We start from the raw sequence: 18,138 nt of genomic DNA, 5'->3' as shown, positions 1-18,138 counted from the left end.
TTAAAGCGCGAAATCCACGTGCTGGCCGCCAGGCATATTCACGCCAATCGTTAATTGCCCGCCCAGCGCCTCAACATAACGCTTTAAAGTGGCAATTTTCAGGTCTTCGCCACGCGCTTCAATTGCAGCAACCGACCGTTGGGCGATACCCATCACCTCCCCTCAATCATCCCCCACATCCCTGCAAACACTCCGCTCAGACTTTTGTTTCCCACTTCCGAAAGGTGGTTATCGTCTCGATACAGCGGCGCATTCTCCCTCGCTCCGTAGCAGAAACGGCTGTCACATAACCCCTGCGTGGCATCCAGCAAGGTAACGTTGGGCGAAAGCGCCGCGATATTGTTGAGCATTGCCAGCGCGTCCTGATGCCGTGCTTGATAGTCGGCACGAGATTGCTGAATGGTCAGCGCTTTGCCACGCATCGCATCGCGTGACATGCGATAAATGACGTCATAACCAAATTCCGGCACCGGCGTCATGATAAAGACTCGGTGATGGCTGGCGAGTTGTTTCACTGCGGCACCAAAATGCCGTTGATAGGCGGCGATGGAACTGCCGTCCTGCCTGAAACTGTAGGTGGGTGCGCTGCTGCCGTTGCCATACTCGCCGTGCAGATAAAACGACATGCGATTGATGATCAATACCGATGCCTTGGGATACTTGCGTTCGATATCAGCCATCGCCGTCTTCACAAAGCGACCGCAATCAGGGCTGGCGCTGCGTTGAATATCCGGGACCGAAGGGCAACCAGACTGTGCGATGAATACCACGCCATCCTGCGTACTGGCGCTATCCACAATCGAGGACAACATAGCGGCGGCGTGGCTATCACCCAGTACCACCAGATTCACCCGACTGGCATCGCCAAACACGCACTGTGGTGATGTGATGCCGCTGAGCACAAAGCAATTTTTAGCCAGCGTAAAACGTTGCTGCGAATAGTGATCGATTGAGGCCACCACTGCGGGCGCACGTGAAGGGATTCCCGCCCTCGCTACGATCGTCACCCCGAACAACATCACCACAGCAGCCTGTACTAGCGCGATATAGGTTTTCCGGCTGAACCAGCTTTGCCTGTTCTCAACCCAGACGTAAGAAGCCCAACCAGCAGCCAGTGACAGCAGGATCAGCACCAGCAGGCTGACAAACGTGACCGGCCAGTCCGCCAGATGCCAGAACACCCACAAGGGCCAATGCCATAAATAGATCGAGTAAGACGTTTTGCCGATGTGCTGCACGACGCGATGATTTAACCACCGACTGTTCTGTACCCCCGCGTGAAGAATCAACGCGGTGAACATCACCGGTATCAGCGTCATGATACCAGGCCAGGCGATGTTTTCATCAAACATTAACGCACATAATATCAGTGACAAAATACTGACTGGCGGAACCCAACCCTGCTCGCTCAGTTGGGTTTTAGGTGCCAGATACACTAATCCGCCAACCAGCATCTCCCACGCGCGGGTGGGCAACAAATAATAAGTGGCGGTGAGATGATAATCAGTGGCGACCATCGCCAGTACTAATCCAAACGACAACAGCGCAGCGATACCCATCGCCCAGGCAAATTGCTGACGCAAGAAACGTGCGGTAAACATTAATGCCAGAGGTAATAATAAATAAAACTGCCACTCAACGCTTAATGACCAGGTATGCAGCAGCCATTTATACACCGAACCGGTATCAAAATAACCGCCCTGTTTGAAATAGACCACATTAGAGATAAAACTAAGGCTGGAAACCGCGTGCTCCGCCATGCGCTGATACTCCGCGGGCGGCATCAAAAAATAACCCATCAGCATTATTATTGCGCACAGCACCATTAATGGCGGGATAATGCGTCTACAGCGCGCCGCATAAAATGCCATCAGCGAAAATTTCTGATTTTTAAGTCGTGACAGAATAATACTCGTCATTAAATAGCCAGAAATAACAAAGAACACATCAACGCCGAGGAATCCCCCGCTCACATGAGTAAAACCAAAGTGATAGAGGAGGACTAACATCACCGCATAGGCACGCAGCCCGTTAATGTCAGAGCGGAAAGTCATGGGAATGATCCGTGAAAGAGGTTTTCAGGATAATGTAAAGATTGTGAAAAGACTCAGCAATCGATGAAATCTCTGTAATTACATGTCCATGACCCAAGAAATGGAACTGTACACCCGATGATTTATCTTAAGGTCATGTAATTCCCCCTCGAATAATCATCAGGTTGTCAGACGCGCAAACAGGAACAGCTTTACGAAATCATTATTAACTTAAATGAAATGAGATCAGGATATTCAGAATAGTGGCACACTCCCATCAGTCGATATTAACGTTCCAAAATAGTGAGCCATTAAGTTTTATCGGGTGCTAATACCGCAATGGCACCTTTGATTAAACGATAATGTGCAGGTGTGCGACCAATAATTTCCCCATCAGCATTAATGTCATGCGGACGCCGGGTATGCAGGCTAAATTGGGTGCCGCTCAACGTACGCACGCTGCCCCAGCGACCATGCGTACCACGACGCAGAGAGGGAAAGAGCGCCAGAATTTGCCACCAGTGACGCACTTCCAGGCTATAAGCATCCAGACGACCATCATCGGGTGCCGCGTCCTTCTCTATCGTCATCCCACCGCCGTAAAAGCGGCCATTGCCAACTGAAAATTGCACCGTTTTAATGGCTTCCTGCTGGCCAGCATAATGCAGCATGGCGCTAAATGGACGGCTTTGCCGCAGCAGGCGTAAAGCAGCAAGCGCATAACCCGCGGTGCCCCACTTTTTCTTGGCTGCTGCGGTGAGATTGCGTGCCAGGCTGGCAGAAAACCCTACGCTGGACACGTTTAAAAACAGATGGCCGTTGACTTCACCCAGATCGATACGCCGCGTGTGTCCTGCGACAATGATGTTGATCGCTGCATCCAGATTGAAAGGAATGCCCAAGGTACGGGCAAAATCATTGGCCGTGCCGAGCGGCAAAATGCCCAGCGGCAAGCGGGATTGCATCAATCCTGGTGCTGCCGCATTCAGCGTGCCATCGCCGCCGCCGACTATCACCACATCCACTTGATGCTGATGCGCCAGAATCAATTCACCGTAACTGCGTTCATCCTCTTCGTGCGGTGTAATCAGGGAAAAGCCTGCTGCCGTTAATAGTTGATGTGCCAGATTCGCCCACTGTGCACCACGGCGTGCCCGACGATTGACCAGTAGGAGCGCGCGCCGCTGCTCAGGTTGAGCACCAGGATTGGTCATTTCGATATTTCCCTGAAATTAAATGCATCACGCGAAAGTAAACAGAGATAACGAAACTGGCAATCTTCCTTAGATATCTTTACACCCATAATAGGATTTTTCTATATCTAAAAGTAATTAAGATCCTCTTAAGATTTTTGTGCTTCACTTATTCACTGGCGAACACTGGATTTGACGCATTGCGTTATCACAATACTCTCAATGAGCAGGGGTGAATTATGCTGATAAAACTGAAGCGCACCAGAACACACGTTGAAGATCGTAATCTCGCCCTGTGCCTGGCCACATCAGCGGGATTATTAAACGCCATGGCGTTAGCCGCCTTCGGCTTCTTTCCCTCACACATGTCCGGCAACATTGCACAAATCTCCAGCGATTTGAACGAGATGGACATTCGTAATCTTAAAGTCTTCATCGCTATGATTGGTGCCTTTGTTACCGGCGCGGTGGTGGCAAGGATTTCAGTGGTGCTTGGGGTGATTAATGGGCTGCGCACCATATTTAGCTGCATTTTACTGGTGGAAGGCGTGCTGTTAATATTGACTTCGCTGTTCGAGATCTATTATTTCTCATCAAATAATAACGGCGAAATATTGCTGCTATTGGCCTTTTTGATGGGTGTGCACAATTCTACCTCGACGCAACTTTCCAATGGTCGCGTACGATCCACCCATATTACCGGCACCCTAACCGATGCAGGTATCTCTATCGGTTCGGTATTTGTCGCCTTATTGCGCCGCGATCCCTCGAAAAATATCCGTGCCTTTAAGCAGCAACTGAACACCCATCTGGTGACCATTTTCTCCTTCCTGACCGGTGGCATTGTCGGCCTGCTAATCTTCAATGCTTTAGGCTTCGGATCGCTGATTGGCCCCGGATTAATTCTGGTAGTGATTGCCACGCTTTCGATTGTTTTCACGCTTTATAAAGTGAAAAGTCGCAGCTACGCCAAAGCGATCCTTTCTTAATACAGAATCAGCAGTAGTCATTCTGCGATGCAGGCGATATAACAAAAGCAGGACAATCTTATCGCAGAGGACGACATGGCGCTTTCACACGAATTGATTCTGATCTACACCACCTATTTTGTTGCCACCGCCAGCCCTGGCCCGAGCAATATGGCGATTATGGGCACGGCAATGAAGAAAGGACGCGGTGCCGCACTGGCGCTGGCTAGTGGTGTGATCAGCGGTTCGATGATGTGGGCACTGCTGGCAGCCTGCGGCGTGTTAACCGTACTGGCAACCTTTGCTCAACTATTGATTGTGCTGAAAATCGGCGGTGGCTTATATCTGCTGTGGCTGGCCTATAAGGCGGGTAAATCGGCATTACGTCGTCCTGATGCGAATGAATTCAGCGCCAGCGGCGACAAAGTCACTTTTGTCAGGCTGTTTCGTCAGGGTATTTTGATGCACGTCGGCAATCCCAAGGCGATTCTCACCTGGGTGGCGATCATGTCGGTGGCACTGAAACCGGATGCTGCGACTTCAACCTTACCGATGATCATCGCCGGTTGTGCCACGATCTGCGTGCTGGTGTTTTGCGGCTATGCCCTGCTGTTCTCCACTGCGATCATGGCAGCATTTTATCGCCGTATCCGCCGTGGGTTGGATGCGCTGTTGGCGTGCTGCTTCGCCGTTGCGGGTTTGAAACTGGTTTTTAGCCGGAGTTAACCGGAAGCGGTGCTGGCAAGCGCAGCACCGCTTGCAATTCATCAGGAGTTGTTAGGCGTAGCGGCCTGGGTTTCGCTAAAGGTCGGCTTCTGACGTGTCACCGAATAGACCACGTTCTTCGGGCCTTTAGTGTCGGTGGTCACATCCACCGATGCAATGGTCACCTTGCCAAAACCGAACAGCGTCTGCACGTAACCACCGACCTGGTGTTTACCTTCACTCACGCGGATCTCTTTATTCTCGCCTTTTTGCAGCAGCCCGGCATCCTGACCATCTACCGTCACGTAAACGGAAGACCCGTCATCGGTACGCGTGATCAGATGGGAAACGTTGATCACGGTCGGGCCGCTATCAAACTGGGAAGGAATGTTGTCATTCTCGATGGGGGCAGCAGCTGGAGCGTCAGCTTGCGCGGTAGCGTTGCTATCTGCGGCGTGGCGTGCACAACCGGTAAGCATGAGTGCGGCCGTCAAAGCGGCCAGAGTGAAACGCGAAAACATCGTGACGAAAAACCTTTTGCTAAATGAGAAGCAATTATTTTAGCGTGCCTCGCGGAGTGATGACAGTCACACAAATCCAGTATTTTCCGAAAACCTGTCTCGATGTGTTTCAACCGGGGAAAAGCAGCACGGAATGCAAATGGGTAAATTGAGGGCGCCCGGAAGGACGCCCTGCCTGAGAGTGATTACCAGCTGTAGCTAACAGACGCCACAATCGAACGACCGCTGCCGTAGAAGCACGCGCTGGTGTTGCTGCAGGATGCAACATAGTGCTTATCGGCCACATTGTTCACGTTCAGCTGCAGCGTGGTGCCACGCAGTGAGTTAGCCGCTTCGCCCAGCTCATACTTCGCCATCACGTCATACAGCGTGTAATGCGGAACCTTGTCCTGACCGGTGGAATCCGCCCAGGCCGTGCCGGTATAACGCACACCGCTGCCGAGCGTCAAACCGTTCAGCACGCCGTCCAGGAAGCTGTAGCTGCCCCAGGCCGAAGCAGCATGGCGCGGAATACTGGCAGGCGTTTTGCCGACCTGTGCCGCGGTGTTGCTCTCTTTGGTTTCCGCATCGGTAAAGGTATACGCCGCCATCACCTTAATCTCCGGGGTGATCTGCGCGTGCGCTTCTGTCTCAATACCTTTGGACTTCACCTTACCGATCTGCTCGTTGTAGCCCAGATCGCTGTTGTAAGTAGTGATGTTTTTCTGCGTGATATCAAACGCGGAAACGGTAAACACCGCATCCCAACCCACAGGCTGATACTTGATACCGATTTCGGTCTGCTCGCCCGTGGTCGGTGCGAACGGATCGCTACCCGGTGCACCGGTGCTCAGATTCGGTTCGAACGAGGTGCTATAGCTGATATACGGCGACAGGCCATTATCGAAAGCATACAGCAGGCCAGCACGGCCGGTGAACTTGCTATCATTCTGCTGGGTGGTGCTGTTCTCAATGCGGTCCTGCGAACGCACTTCTGACCAGTCCTGGCGACCGGACAGCAGCAGATTCCATTGATTCCATTCCAGCTGGTCCTGCAGATACACGCCAACCTGATCGAGCTTTTTGCGCGTGCTGGTGTTCAAGGCCAGATCGCTCTCATTGATTGTCACGCTGGTCGGATTCGCCCAGTCGAGAATGTACTGGTCACCGCTGTCGCGCCACAGTTTGTTGTCGACATCGCTCCATTTGTAATCCAGCCCGCCCAGCATGGTATGCGCAACGTTGCCGGTATCGAACGTCGCTTTAACCTGGTTATCAATGCCCAGTTCTTTGGACTTGATTTTATCATGCTGTGGACGACGGTTGATCTGATGGTCACTGCCATCCACATCGAAGGTATAGACCAGATATTTGTACGACTCATCCATGTTGCTGTAACGCATATTCTGCGTGAAGCTGATGTTGTCGTTAAAGTTATGCTCGAAGATATAGCCAACAGAAGTCTGCTCGCGTTTCGCTTCGTTAAAGCTCGGATCGCTGACGTTGAAATCGTAAGGAATGTAGCCCGCGCTGGTGTTAAACAGCGTGCCATTGGCAGGCAGGAAGTTACGATATCCGGCCTTTGGCTCGTTCTGATACATCGTCAGCAAGGTGAAACTGGTGTCCGCGTTTGGTAGCCACGTCAGCGCGGGGGCAATCGCCATGCGCTGCTGTTTGTTATCTTTCACGAACTCATGCTTGGTGCTGGCGATACCGTTAAGACGATAAAACAGCGTGTTGTCGTCATTCAGTTTGCCGCCGAAATCAAACGCCGCTTCGCCCAGATGCTGATTACCGGTGCTGAGCTGAACTTTATGAATGCTCTGCGCAGTCGGGCGTTTGCTGGTCATCGCAATGATGCCGCCGGGGTTCACCTGGCCATACAACACCGACGCAGGGCCATGAATCATCTCCACACGCTCCAGCAACCACGGGTCGATCTGCCCTGCCGCGCCAGCCTGGCCGGATAAGCCATAGCTCAATCCATCGAGGAATTTCGGTGCATAGCGGAAACCGCGCGCGATGATCTCATCGTTACGGTTCGAGTTACCACGGTAGTTGGTCAGTACGCCGCTGGTGTAACTCAATGCATCCGCTACCGACGGTGCTGCCTGATCGTCCATCTGCTGACGCGTAATCACCGAAATCGATTGCGGAGTTTTACGCAGTGGCGTAGAGGTTTTGGTACCCGCAGCACTCTCTTTCGCCACATAGCCTTGTAGCGGAGACGTCACGCTTTCACGCGTATCCGCATTCACGGTAATGGTCTCTTCTGCCGCGACGCTGAAGGTGGCAGGTGCCACCAGCAGAATTGAGGCCAGTGAAAGGTGAAGACGGGAGAATCTGAACGGAAGTGCCACAGCAGGTATTGCTAAATTTTTTGCTTTAACGGACATAGTTGCCATCTCTATTTCAAACTGCCTTGTCGATGAAATAATCCGTCCACTCCCCTCCACCCAACGGCGAAAGCTGTAACGGATTGAAATATAACTTCCTCTCGCGAAACGCGGTCCTGAATCCCCCTTCAACATCAACTTCAGAATAATCATCTGAAAAATAGGGGATTTATTCGGCGCAAAAATAATATTGCAAATGTAAATCGTTATCAATAGCATTTGCATTACGTTTGTTAATGTAAAGTCTTTGAAGAAAATGTGGAGAGAGATTGCAGGATGTTTCTCAGTGATGCAGAGCAAATGACGCAAAACGAGTTGCCAACCGGAACCGTCACCCAATGGTTACAGCTTGATGATTTAGGCAGTCACCACTGGTGGGAGCGGCTTCAATCCGTGGGTACGCCGGTGATTGAGCACCAGGCAGGCGGCGAAACCCGTATGCATTTTTTCTGGCGCGATCCGGAAGGCCGTTCCGAGCTATCGTCTACCAAAAAGGTCTATATCGATATAAACGGCGTAACCGATCATCACAGCCAGGCGCCTGAATCCCTTGTTCGCATCGGTCATAGTGATGTCTGGCATTGGTCGACGCCTATCGAATCTGACTGGCGCGGCAGCTACAGTCTGATCCCGGTGACCGCTGAGCATTTGCCCCCGCTGTTCTGCGGCAGTGACGAATCCTGTCGGGTACTCCAACGCAAGTGGTGGATATCGCTGATGCCGCTGGCGATCCCCGATACGCTGAATCCTTCGCCCCCATTTCTGAGTAGCCGCCGTTTTGCGTTGAGTAATGCGCATATGCCCGACGCGACGGATCAATCCGCCTGGCAACCGCTGGATGCCGGATTGGCCGACACCTGGCCGGATGGTCTGCAAACCTTGCAGTGGCACAGCGATCTGCTCAACGTCACGCGTCACGTTTGGCTTTACACCACCGGAAAGACCGCACAACCGGACCAGCGCCCGCTGGCAATTCTGCTGGATGGGCAAAACTGGGTATACGGACAGCCGATTTTCAGCGCCCTCGATCAGGTTACTGATGCGGATGAGCTGCCGCCTGCCTGCTGGTTATTTATCGACGTGATCGACAGCCAGCATCGCGAGGTTGAACTGCCCTGCAACGAAACCTTCTGGCTGGCGGTACAACAAGAACTGTTGCCACTCGCACGCCAGCATGCGGCGTTCAGCAGCGATGGCAGCCGCACACTGGTGGCGGGTCAAAGCTACGGAGGCCTCGCCGCGCTGTATGCCGGTCTACATTGGCCGCAGCGTTTTGGCCGCATCCTCACACAATCTGGCTCTTTCTGGTGGCCGCACCTGCAATACATCCGCGATTACGCCAACCGTGAACAGCATGCGCCGGGTCTGCTGTTGCAGCGTTTGCAGAACAATGCCCTGCCCGCTGGACAACTGAAGATTTTCCAGGAAGTCGGCGATCGTGAGCAGGACATGCTGTTCGTTAACCAGCAAATACGTCCCGCGCTGGAAGCCGCAGGCCATGAACTCTTTTTCCGCTGCTACGCCGGAGGGCACGACGCGCTGTGCTGGCGCGGCGGCTTGATCGACGGCTGCCGCTGGTTGCTGGCCGATCTTCTCTCTGACCCAACCTCAAAAGGTAACCACCATGTCTGAACAACAAAATCCGTTTGATAACGATGCGCTCGATTTTCTGGTGCTGATCAATGCGCGCCAGCAGTACAGCCTGTGGCCCGCATTTGCCCTGGTGCCTGCGGGCTGGCAAAACGTGGCGGGTCCGCTACCGCGTGCCGCAGCGATTGAGTACATCGAAACACACTGGCAAGACATGCGACCAGCGACGCAACAGACGTCGTCCAGCGCACATTAATTTTTCGTTTTTTGACTTTTCCTTTTTTTGATTTTTTAGACGGGAACATTCCTTTGGCATCGATAATCACGCATTCACCTGCGTATCCTTTGGTGGCGGCTCAGCCCGGCATCTGGATCGCGGACGCTATTGCGCAGCAGCGCAATCAATTTACCGTGGCGCACTACAGCGTGCTGCACGGCGACATTAACCGCGCGGCGTTGGACAGCGCCATCCGCCAGACGATGGCAGAAGCCGACACCGTGCAGGCACGCTTTGGCCTCGATGAAAACGGTGATCCCGCGCAGTGGTTTGATGCGCAGGTTCTGGTGCTGCCGGAGTGGCACGACTTCAGCCAGCGCGCGGACGCCACCGGTCAGGCACATAAACTCATGCAGGCCGATCTGCGTGCTGACCTGGCGGCTGACGGCGATAAACCGCTCTATCGCCACGTATTAATGCGCGTGGGTGATGGTAGCTGGTGGTGGTATCAGCGCTATCACCATTTGCTGGTCGATGGGTTTAGTTTCGAGGCGCTGACGCAACGTGTGGCGGCCATCTATGCCGAACTGTGCCGTGGCGAAGAACCTTCGCCTTCACCCTTCACGCCATTTAGCGAAGTCATTGATGAGTATCAACAGTGGCAGGCATCCCCGGCGTTTACCCGCTCCGCCAGCCACTGGCAGAGCTATGCGACTGAACTGCCCGAGACCTTAACCCTCTCCTGTGAAAGCGTACCGGGTGCTGGCGATCGTCCCATCAGCTGCCACGTCGCACTGCCAGAGTTGGCAACGTTGCGTCAGCACGCTGCATTCCAGGATTGCAGCGAAGGCGATATCGTCAGTGCCCTGCTGCTGGCTTATCTGGCGCGCATCAGCGACAGCCCGCGCTTGTCGATTGGCTTTCCCTTTATGCGCCGCATGGGTTCAGCGGCGCTGACGGCGTTGGGTCCCGTGGTCAACGTCCTGCCGCTGATCTTCGACATTCCTCATCAGAGCGATTTAGCCACGCTGGTGCAGCAGGTGCAGGCGGAAATCCGTAAAGCACGCCGCCACCAGCGCTATGAAGCAGAGCAACTCCGTCGCGATCTGGGTTTGGTCGGCAGCAACCAACAGCTTTACGGACCGGTGATTAACGTCAAGGTCTATCATGATGAACTGCAATTCGATGGCATTCCGTCGGCAACTCATACTCTGGCCATGGGACCGGTTGACGATATCGAGTTTGAAGTGGGCTTCCGCGAGGGGGCTTTACAGTTAACGCTGGTGGCAAACCCAGGGCGCTACGACACGCAAATGTTACAGCGTCACGCCAATCGCATTCGTCATCTGCTCACGCAGTTCGCCGCGCAACCACAAATCAGCCTGGATACGCTGTCGATCATTGCCCCAGACGAACAGGCTGATTTGCAGCGCTGGTCCACTGGCCCGGAATTCACTCTGCCTGCGGGCGCGACCACCATCGTGGATATGCTGCTGCAACGCACGGCGCAAAGCGCTGACCAGACGGCGGTCGTCTGTGGCGCACAGTCGCTGACCTACCGCCAACTCACCAATCGCGCCATGCAACTGGCGCATGTACTGATTGCGCGTGGCCTGCGAGCGGACGACGTAGTGGCGATTGGCATTCCGCGCTCGGTAGATTCGCTGGTTGCGATCTTCGGCGTACTGGCGAGCGGCGCGGCTTACATGCCGCTGGATCTCGATTATCCACGCGAACGTCTGGCACTGATGTGCGACGATGCTCAACCCGTATTATTGCTGACCCACTCCGCGACACTGGCGCAGATGCCGACACTTCCCGCGCTGTGCATCGATCAGCTGGAGAGTGAACTGGCGGCACAGCCGTCGAGTGTGCCGCACACCGCGTTGTGCGGTGTCGATCTCGCTTATATGATTTACACCTCCGGTTCAACCGGCCGGCCAAAAGGCGTGATGAGCACACATCAGGGATTACTGAATCTGTTCCTGTCACATCGCGAACATCTGTTTGGACCGGCGATTGACCGCTTCCACGCCAGCAACCCGCGCCGGATGCGCGCCGGCCATACCGCGTCGTTCTCATTCGACTCTTCGTGGGAGCCGCTGTTCTGCATGCTGATGGGCTGCGAGCTGAATATCTTCGACGAAGAACTGCGTCGCGATGCCTGGGGTTTGATTCAGCAGATGAACGCGGTGCCGGTCGATCTGCTGGACATCACACCGTCATTCTTCTCTCAGATGATCGACAGCGGATTGCTGGAAGCGGAAAACCATCGCCCTGCTTTTGTCATGATCGGCGGTGAAGCCGCCACGCCGACGTTGTGGAAACTGATGCAGCAACAGCAGCAGATGGAAATCCACAACTATTACGGCCCGTCTGAGTACACCATAGATACCCTCGGTGCCAGCGTGCTGGCTTCACCGCAGCCGGTAATTGGTCGTCCGGTGGGCAACAGCCAGGTTTATCTGCTCGACAGCCAACTGCGGCCGGTACCGATTGGCTGCACCGGCGAACTCTATATTTCCGGAACGGGCATCGCGCGCGGATATCTGCGCCGCCCGGATCTGACTGCCGCCCGCTTTGTCGCTAACCCCTTCCGTGAAGGCGAGGTGATGTACCGCAGCGGTGATGTGATGCGCTGGCGTCAGGATGGTCAACTGGCGTTTATCGGGCGGGTGGATCACCAGATCAAAGTGCGCGGGTTCCGCGTCGAACTGGGTGAAATTGAAAACGCACTAGTGGCACTGCCCGAAGTGAGTACCGCAGTGGTGATTGCCGAAGTGATGGGCGCCACTCACCGTCTGATTGGCTACTGCTCGGTACAGGATGATGCCCTGCGCGCCGATCCGCAACTCAGCACCCGCTTGCTGGCGCAGCTGGGTACCCAGTTGCCGGACTATATGCTGCCAGCCGTGCTGATGGTGCTGGATGACCTACCACTGAATGTGAATGGCAAAATCGACCGCCAGGCACTGCCGAAACCACAGCAGGCTCAGCAACAGCAAAGCCGCGCTGCGCGCACCCCGCAGGAAACGTTGATTTGCCAGGCGATGGCCAGCCTGCTCGGATTGGAGAGCGTCGGCGCGGAGGATGACTTCTTCTCACTCGGTGGAGACAGCATTTCGGCGATGGGCCTCAGCACCGCCGCTCGCCGCGCAGGTTATATGCTGCGCCCGCGAGACATTTTTGCCGAACGTACCGCCGCACGCATGGCACAAGATTTAGCCCCGCTGGCACAGCACTCTCAACATGCTCGTGTGTCACAACAGGGGACGATTGGCGGATTGCCGATTCTGCACTGGTTCAATGCGCAAGCAGGCATCAATGCCCGCTTCGCCCACGGCGTGCTGCTGTCCGTGCCGCCAGAGCTGCAACTCGCGCAGCTGGAACAGCTGATTGAACAGCTTGCCAGCACACATCCAGCCCTCAACGCCTTCACACATGATAATCAGTTAGTGGTGGGCGAACCGCTCTCTGCGCGCCCTGCGCGTTGTCGCGTTATCGAAGTGACAGCCCGTGACCAGGCCGCCGATCAGGTCTTCCGTGACGATGCAGCACGCCTCGATCCGGCGACAGGATCATTGCTACAGGCGACCCTGCTTCAGACACAAGGTGCAAGCTGCGGATTGGTGTTAACGTTGCACCATCTGGTGGTGGATGGCGTGTCATGGCGCGTATTGCTGGATGAACTGCAACAGGCCGGTGATGCACTGCTGAGCGGCGCGCCGATCACCTTACCCGCTGAAGAGACCTCGCTGCATGACTGGTCCGCTACGCTGCTGGCCAACCTGGCCTCACGCGCCAGCGAAATGCGGTTCTGGCAACGCATGCTGGAGCAACCGTTGCCTGCACTGGGTGAGCGTGCCTTAAACGGTCATGAACGCGCCTTGCATCAGCGCACTCTGCTGGATGCGCCCACCAGCACCGCCTTAATGCATACCCTGCCGCAGCAGTTCCGCGCCACCAGCGAAGAGTTACTGCTGACTCTGCTCTCACTGGCGCTGCGCAGCATGAACGGCAGTGCGTTACAACGCGTGACGCTGGAGTCACACGGCCGTGCCGAGTTGCACGATCATCAGGATCTGGCGCGAACAGTAGGCTGGCTGACAGCGGAGTTTCCTCTGCTGCTCGACCTGCCTGCTTCGGCCGACCTCAATGACAGCGTGCGCGCGGTGAAATCTGCGCTGCGTGCCGTGCCGGATCGCGGCATCGGTTATGGCCAACTGCGCTGGCTGGATTCCCACCGTGGCATCACGCTGGCGAAACTGGCCGCCGACCATGCGCCACAGGTGCTGTTCAATTATCTCGGCCGCTTCACTCAATCCGCTGGTCACTGGCAGCCTCAGCGCACCGCGCAGCAGTTCCGCGACACCTTTGCGGTGATTCAGGACGATGCTATGCCGTTACAGCACGCACTGGAACTCAACGTGTTTGTTGATGACCAGCAGCTGGCGCTGAACTGGAGCTGGGCGGAGGGCGTCTTGCATGCCGATCAGATTCAGCAACTGCATCAGGCCATCGCTCTGGGTGCACAACAGCTTTGCCACTTCGCAGAGCAACAGCCACAGCAGGCCGCTAACACGCTGGTCGCTGCGGAAATCAATCTTGAAGGTGTGGATGATGCGCTGCTGCAACTCTTGCGCGCACGTCACGGGGCCTTTAGCCACGTCTTGCCGCTGCTGCCGTTGCAGAAAGGATTACTGTTCCACGCGCAGACCAGTGGCGCGCAAGGCAGCTATAACTCACTGACGCGATTAACCCTCAGCGGTGATGTGTCGGTAGCATCCGTGCAGCAGGCGCTCAACCAGGTCTTAAAGCGCCATCCGCAGCTCGCCGCCCGATTTGACAGCGAACTTAGTCTGCAACCCTTGCAGTTGCTGCCGGAAGGCGATCTGCATTGGCCGCTGCAGGTGCTGGAAGCCGGGGATATGGACGCCGCTGAACACCAGGCGCTGTCACAGGATCTTTTCCAGCAGCCGGTGATGTTGCAGGCCACGCTGATCCCTCATCAGCCTGAAGCACGCTGGACGCTGCTGCTGAATGCGCATCATCTGGTGGTGGATGGCTGGTCAACGCCGGTAATTTTAAACGATTTACTTAGCGCGTTGCGTCAACAGCCGCTGGCCGCCCAACGCACCCATTATGCCGACATCGTGCGCCAGCTTAGCCAGCGTGACGTGCATCAGGCACGCCAGCAGTGGCAGGAATGTCTGCGCGACGTGCGGCCCACGTTGCTGTATCCCAATGCCGCCGACAGTGCTGTGCAGGAAAAACGCATTACGCTGGATGCCACGCTGGAGCGCGAACTCTATGCGCTGTGCCGCACTCGCGGATTGACCCTCAATACCGTGATGCAGGGCCTGTGGGGCATGATATTGTCGATTGCCAGTGGTCAGCAGGACGTGGTGTTTGGCGCGCCGGTTTCCGGTCGTTTCGGCCAGATTGAAGGGATCGATCAACATGTCGGTCTGTTCAGTAATACGCTGCCGGTGCGCGTGCGGTTTGATACTCAGCGCCCGCTGCTGGAGCAGTTAGCCGCGCATCAAAATCAGCAGATCCAGCTGATTGAACAGGATTGCCTCGGACTGGCTGAAATCCAACAGCTGGCAGGTGCAGGCACCCTGTTTGATACCTTGCTGGTGGTGGAAAACTACCCTGACAATCCATCGTTACAGGATGCCAACGCGCGAGTACGCTGTGAAGCGATCCACAACCGTGGCTACACCCATTATCCGTTGACGCTTCTGGTGCTGCCGGGTGAACAGCTAACGCTGTTGATGGAATATCGCGCCTGTGTCACCGATGCCGATCGTCTGGCTGAACGCCTGTTGCTGCTGTTGCAACAACTGGTCACCACACCGGATCTGCCGTTAACGCAATGGCGTTTACAAACCCTCGCCGAGCAATCGCTGCTCGAGTGGGTCAATAACACCGGTGTGCAACTGGAGAATGAAACTCTGCAACAAGCCATCGCCCAGCAAGCCGCACGCACGCCGGACGCGCTGGCGCTGAGCGACGTCGATCATCAACTCACCTACCGCGAGATGCAGCATCAGGCCACATTGCTGGCCGATCGACTCATCGAAGCGGGCGTGATGCCAGGCGATATCGTTGCCGTTGCCTTGCCGCGCTCGGTTCGTCTGAGTATTGCCCTTACCGCCATCTTGCAGGCAGGCGCGGCCTGGTTGCCGCTGGATATTGGTTATCCCGATGAGCGTCTGGCGTACATGGTGGACGATGCACGACCGTGGGTGGTGATCACCGAATCGGCGCTGGAAAGTCGATTCGCCAACTTTGGCACCCTGATGATGTTCGATCGCCTTGCCAGTGAGCAGAGTGTGGCGCGTCATACGTTGCCTAAACCCGACGCGCAGCGACCGGCTTATGTGCTTTACACCTCAGGTTCGACCGGCCAGCCAAAAGGCGTGGTGGTCAATCAGCGCGCCATCGTTAACCGCTTGCGCTGGATGCAAGCCAGCTATCCATTGCGTAGCGACGACGTGGTGTTGCAGAAAACCCCGTGCAGCTTTGATGTTTCGGTATGGGAGTTCTTCTGGCCGTTAATGACCGGCGCACAGCTGATGATGGCGCCCCCGGATGCCCATCGCGATCCGCAGGCATTGTGGCAGTTGATTGACGATTATCAGGTCACCACCCTGCATTTCGTTCCATCAATGCTGGCCGCCTTTGTCGGGCATGTCAGTGCGCAAACCGATCGCGCCTGCGCCTCACTACGCCGTGTATTTTGCAGCGGTGAAGCGTTAGCCTGCGATCTGGCTCGCAGCTATCAGCAAGTGATCGCGGCACCGCTGCATAATCTTTACGGCCCCACCGAAGCGGCCGTGGATGTGACCTGGCAACCCGCCAGCGGTAGCGCGCTCGAAGGCCTGAATGGCCCTGGCGTGCCGATTGGTCGCCCGGTGTGGAACACCCAACTGCATATCCTCGATAATCTGCTGCGCCCGGTGCCGGTCGGCGTGCCTGGCGATCTTTATCTCAGCGGCATCCAGCTTGCCGATGGCTATCTGCATCGTGCCGATCTTACCGCGCAGCGCTTTGTTGCCGCTCCGTTTGCCGATGGCGAACGTATGTACCGCACCGGTGATATCGCCTGCTGGCGCGAGGATGGCGCCGTGGAGTATTTCGGGCGCAGCGACGACCAGCTGAAGATGCGTGGACAACGTATCGAACCGGGTGAAATTGAGCAGGCGCTGGTGGCACTGCCGGGCGTGGCGCAGGCAGTCGTGGCTGCACGCAATTTGACACAACAGGCGACGGCGGGTGTCGATAATCGCCAGCTGCTCGGCTGGCTGGTGGCTCAGCCTGGCGTGGCACTGGACATCGAACAGGTAAAACAGCAGTTGAGCACTCGCCTGCCCGCCCACATGCAGCCGGTGAGCTATTTGCTGCTGGACGATTTGCCCCTCAGTGCCAACGGCAAATTGGATCGTAAAGCACTGCCGATGCCGCAACGCAGCGCGCAGGCTGGCCGTCTGCCGGAAACGCCTCACGAGCAGATGCTGGCAGAACTGTTCCAGCAGCTACTGGGATGTGAGCAGGTGTATGCCGACGATGACTTCTTTGCGTTGGGCGGTCATTCGCTGCTGGCGATGCGACTGGCAGCAGAACTACGCCGCCGTATAGCGCAGCCAGTGAGTGTCGGGCAGATCATCGCCGCACGCAGCGTGGAGAAACTGGCGGCACTGCTGGCGGGTGATGTCAGTGACAGCAGCGGCAACGGGGAGTTGCTGCCACTGCGTGCCGGCCAGGGTCCGACGCTGTTCTGCATCCATCCGGCATCGGGCTTCGCCTGGCAGTACAGCGCGCTGCTGCACTATCTCGACGGCGATTTCCCGATTGTGGGGCTGCAATCACCGCGCCCGGCGGGCGTTATCGCAGCCTGTGCCAGCGTAGAAGCCATGTGCGATCGCCATCTGGCCGCTATTCGCGAGCACCAGCCACAGGGGCCTTACTTCCTGTTGGGCTACTCGTTGGGCGGCACGCTGGCACAAGGCATTGCGGCGCGTCTGCAGGCCAGCGGCGAGAGCGTGGCCTTCCTTGGTCTGCTGGATACCTACCCAGCCGAAGGACAGGACTGGCGCACACCCGATGCTGAAGAGGCAGAGCAGGAAGTGGCACGGGAACAGGCCGAATTTATGGCCGCCACCGAAGATGAGCGCGATCCCCTGTTGCGTGCTGAGAAAGCCGCGATGTTTAGCACCATCGTCGCCAACTACAAGGACGCTGTTGCACGGCTGGCGGAAGCGCGTACGCCGCGTTATGCCGGTAAAGCCACGCTGTTTATGGCAGAGAAAACCCTGCCTGCCGACATGGATGTGCCTGCGACCTGGAAACCGTTTGTTTCAGACCTGGAAATCTGGCCGCTGGATTGTGAGCACGCTGACATTTTGTCTGCGGCCTCGCTGAAAGTGCTGGGTCCGCTGATCAACCGGTTGCTGACCGCGACTCGCTTATAACCCGGCCCTCGGCCAATGAATGTGGGCGCGCTGATGTGCGCCCCAGCTCGTTTTTAACA

Annotated in this window: 9 protein-coding genes and 1 pseudogene; 5 read left to right on the top strand and 5 right to left on the bottom strand. The window is 56.1% G+C overall.

What is annotated here, in order from left to right; translation table 11 throughout:
- From VH86_RS14095 to VH86_RS14085, 3 genes and pseudogenes are all read right to left on the bottom strand, one after another.
- Window positions 1–153 (bottom strand): annotated as a pseudogene (locus VH86_RS14095) (helix-turn-helix domain-containing protein); the annotation flags it as partial.
- The gene (locus tag VH86_RS14090; protein WP_045833245.1) at window positions 153–2,054 is read right to left on the bottom strand and encodes an acyltransferase family protein; all 1,902 of its coding nucleotides are present in this window, start codon (window positions 2,052–2,054) and stop codon (window positions 153–155) included. The gene VH86_RS14090 and the pseudogene VH86_RS14095, both read right to left, overlap by 1 nt.
- Window positions 2,055–2,344: 290 nt before the next feature.
- Entirely contained in the window at window positions 2,345–3,247 is a 903-nt protein-coding gene (locus VH86_RS14085) for a lipid kinase (RefSeq protein WP_045833244.1), read from the bottom strand.
- Between the two features lie 218 nt (window positions 3,248–3,465).
- On the opposite strand from VH86_RS14085, the gene VH86_RS14080 reads away from it, so the two are divergent.
- The gene (locus tag VH86_RS14080) at window positions 3,466–4,215 is read left to right on the top strand and encodes a YoaK family protein (RefSeq protein ID WP_045833243.1); all 750 of its coding nucleotides are present in this window, start codon (window positions 3,466–3,468) and stop codon (window positions 4,213–4,215) included.
- A gap of 75 nt (window positions 4,216–4,290) precedes the next feature.
- Entirely contained in the window at window positions 4,291–4,920 is a 630-nt protein-coding gene (locus VH86_RS14075) for a LysE family translocator (protein WP_045833242.1), read from the top strand.
- Window positions 4,921–4,961: 41 nt separating this feature from the next.
- Here VH86_RS14075 and VH86_RS14070 read toward each other — a convergent pair whose 3' ends face one another.
- Both VH86_RS14070 and VH86_RS14065 read right to left on the bottom strand, forming a co-directional pair.
- Window positions 4,962–5,420, bottom strand: a complete 459-nt coding sequence (locus VH86_RS14070; protein ID WP_045833241.1) for a hypothetical protein — start codon at window positions 5,418–5,420, stop codon at window positions 4,962–4,964.
- A gap of 185 nt (window positions 5,421–5,605) precedes the next feature.
- On the bottom strand, window positions 5,606–7,795 hold the full coding sequence (locus VH86_RS14065; RefSeq protein ID WP_045833240.1) for a TonB-dependent siderophore receptor: 2,190 nt from the start codon (window positions 7,793–7,795) through the stop codon (window positions 5,606–5,608).
- 276 nt (window positions 7,796–8,071) lie between these two features.
- On the opposite strand from VH86_RS14065, the gene fes reads away from it, so the two are divergent.
- From fes to VH86_RS14050, 3 genes are read left to right on the top strand one after another with little or no spacing between them, the layout of a single operon-like run.
- Window positions 8,072–9,427: an enterochelin esterase gene (gene fes, locus VH86_RS14060; protein ID WP_052696615.1), complete on the top strand. Its 1,356-nt coding sequence runs from the start codon at window positions 8,072–8,074 to the stop codon at window positions 9,425–9,427.
- Entirely contained in the window at window positions 9,420–9,641 is a 222-nt protein-coding gene (locus VH86_RS14055) for an MbtH family protein (protein WP_045833239.1), read from the top strand. Before fes ends, VH86_RS14055 begins: the two co-directional genes overlap by 8 nt.
- A gap of 53 nt (window positions 9,642–9,694) precedes the next feature.
- Complete coding sequence (locus VH86_RS14050) at window positions 9,695–18,079, top strand: non-ribosomal peptide synthetase (protein ID WP_156150590.1); 8,385 nt, start codon at window positions 9,695–9,697, stop codon at window positions 18,077–18,079.
- The last annotated feature ends 59 nt before the right edge of the window (window positions 18,080–18,138 follow it).

It is taken from the genome of Pantoea sp. BL1 (assembly GCF_000963985.1).
GTDB lineage: Bacteria > Pseudomonadota > Gammaproteobacteria > Enterobacterales > Enterobacteriaceae > Pantoea > Pantoea rwandensis_B.
This window is presented reverse-complemented; position numbering and strand designations above follow the sequence as displayed.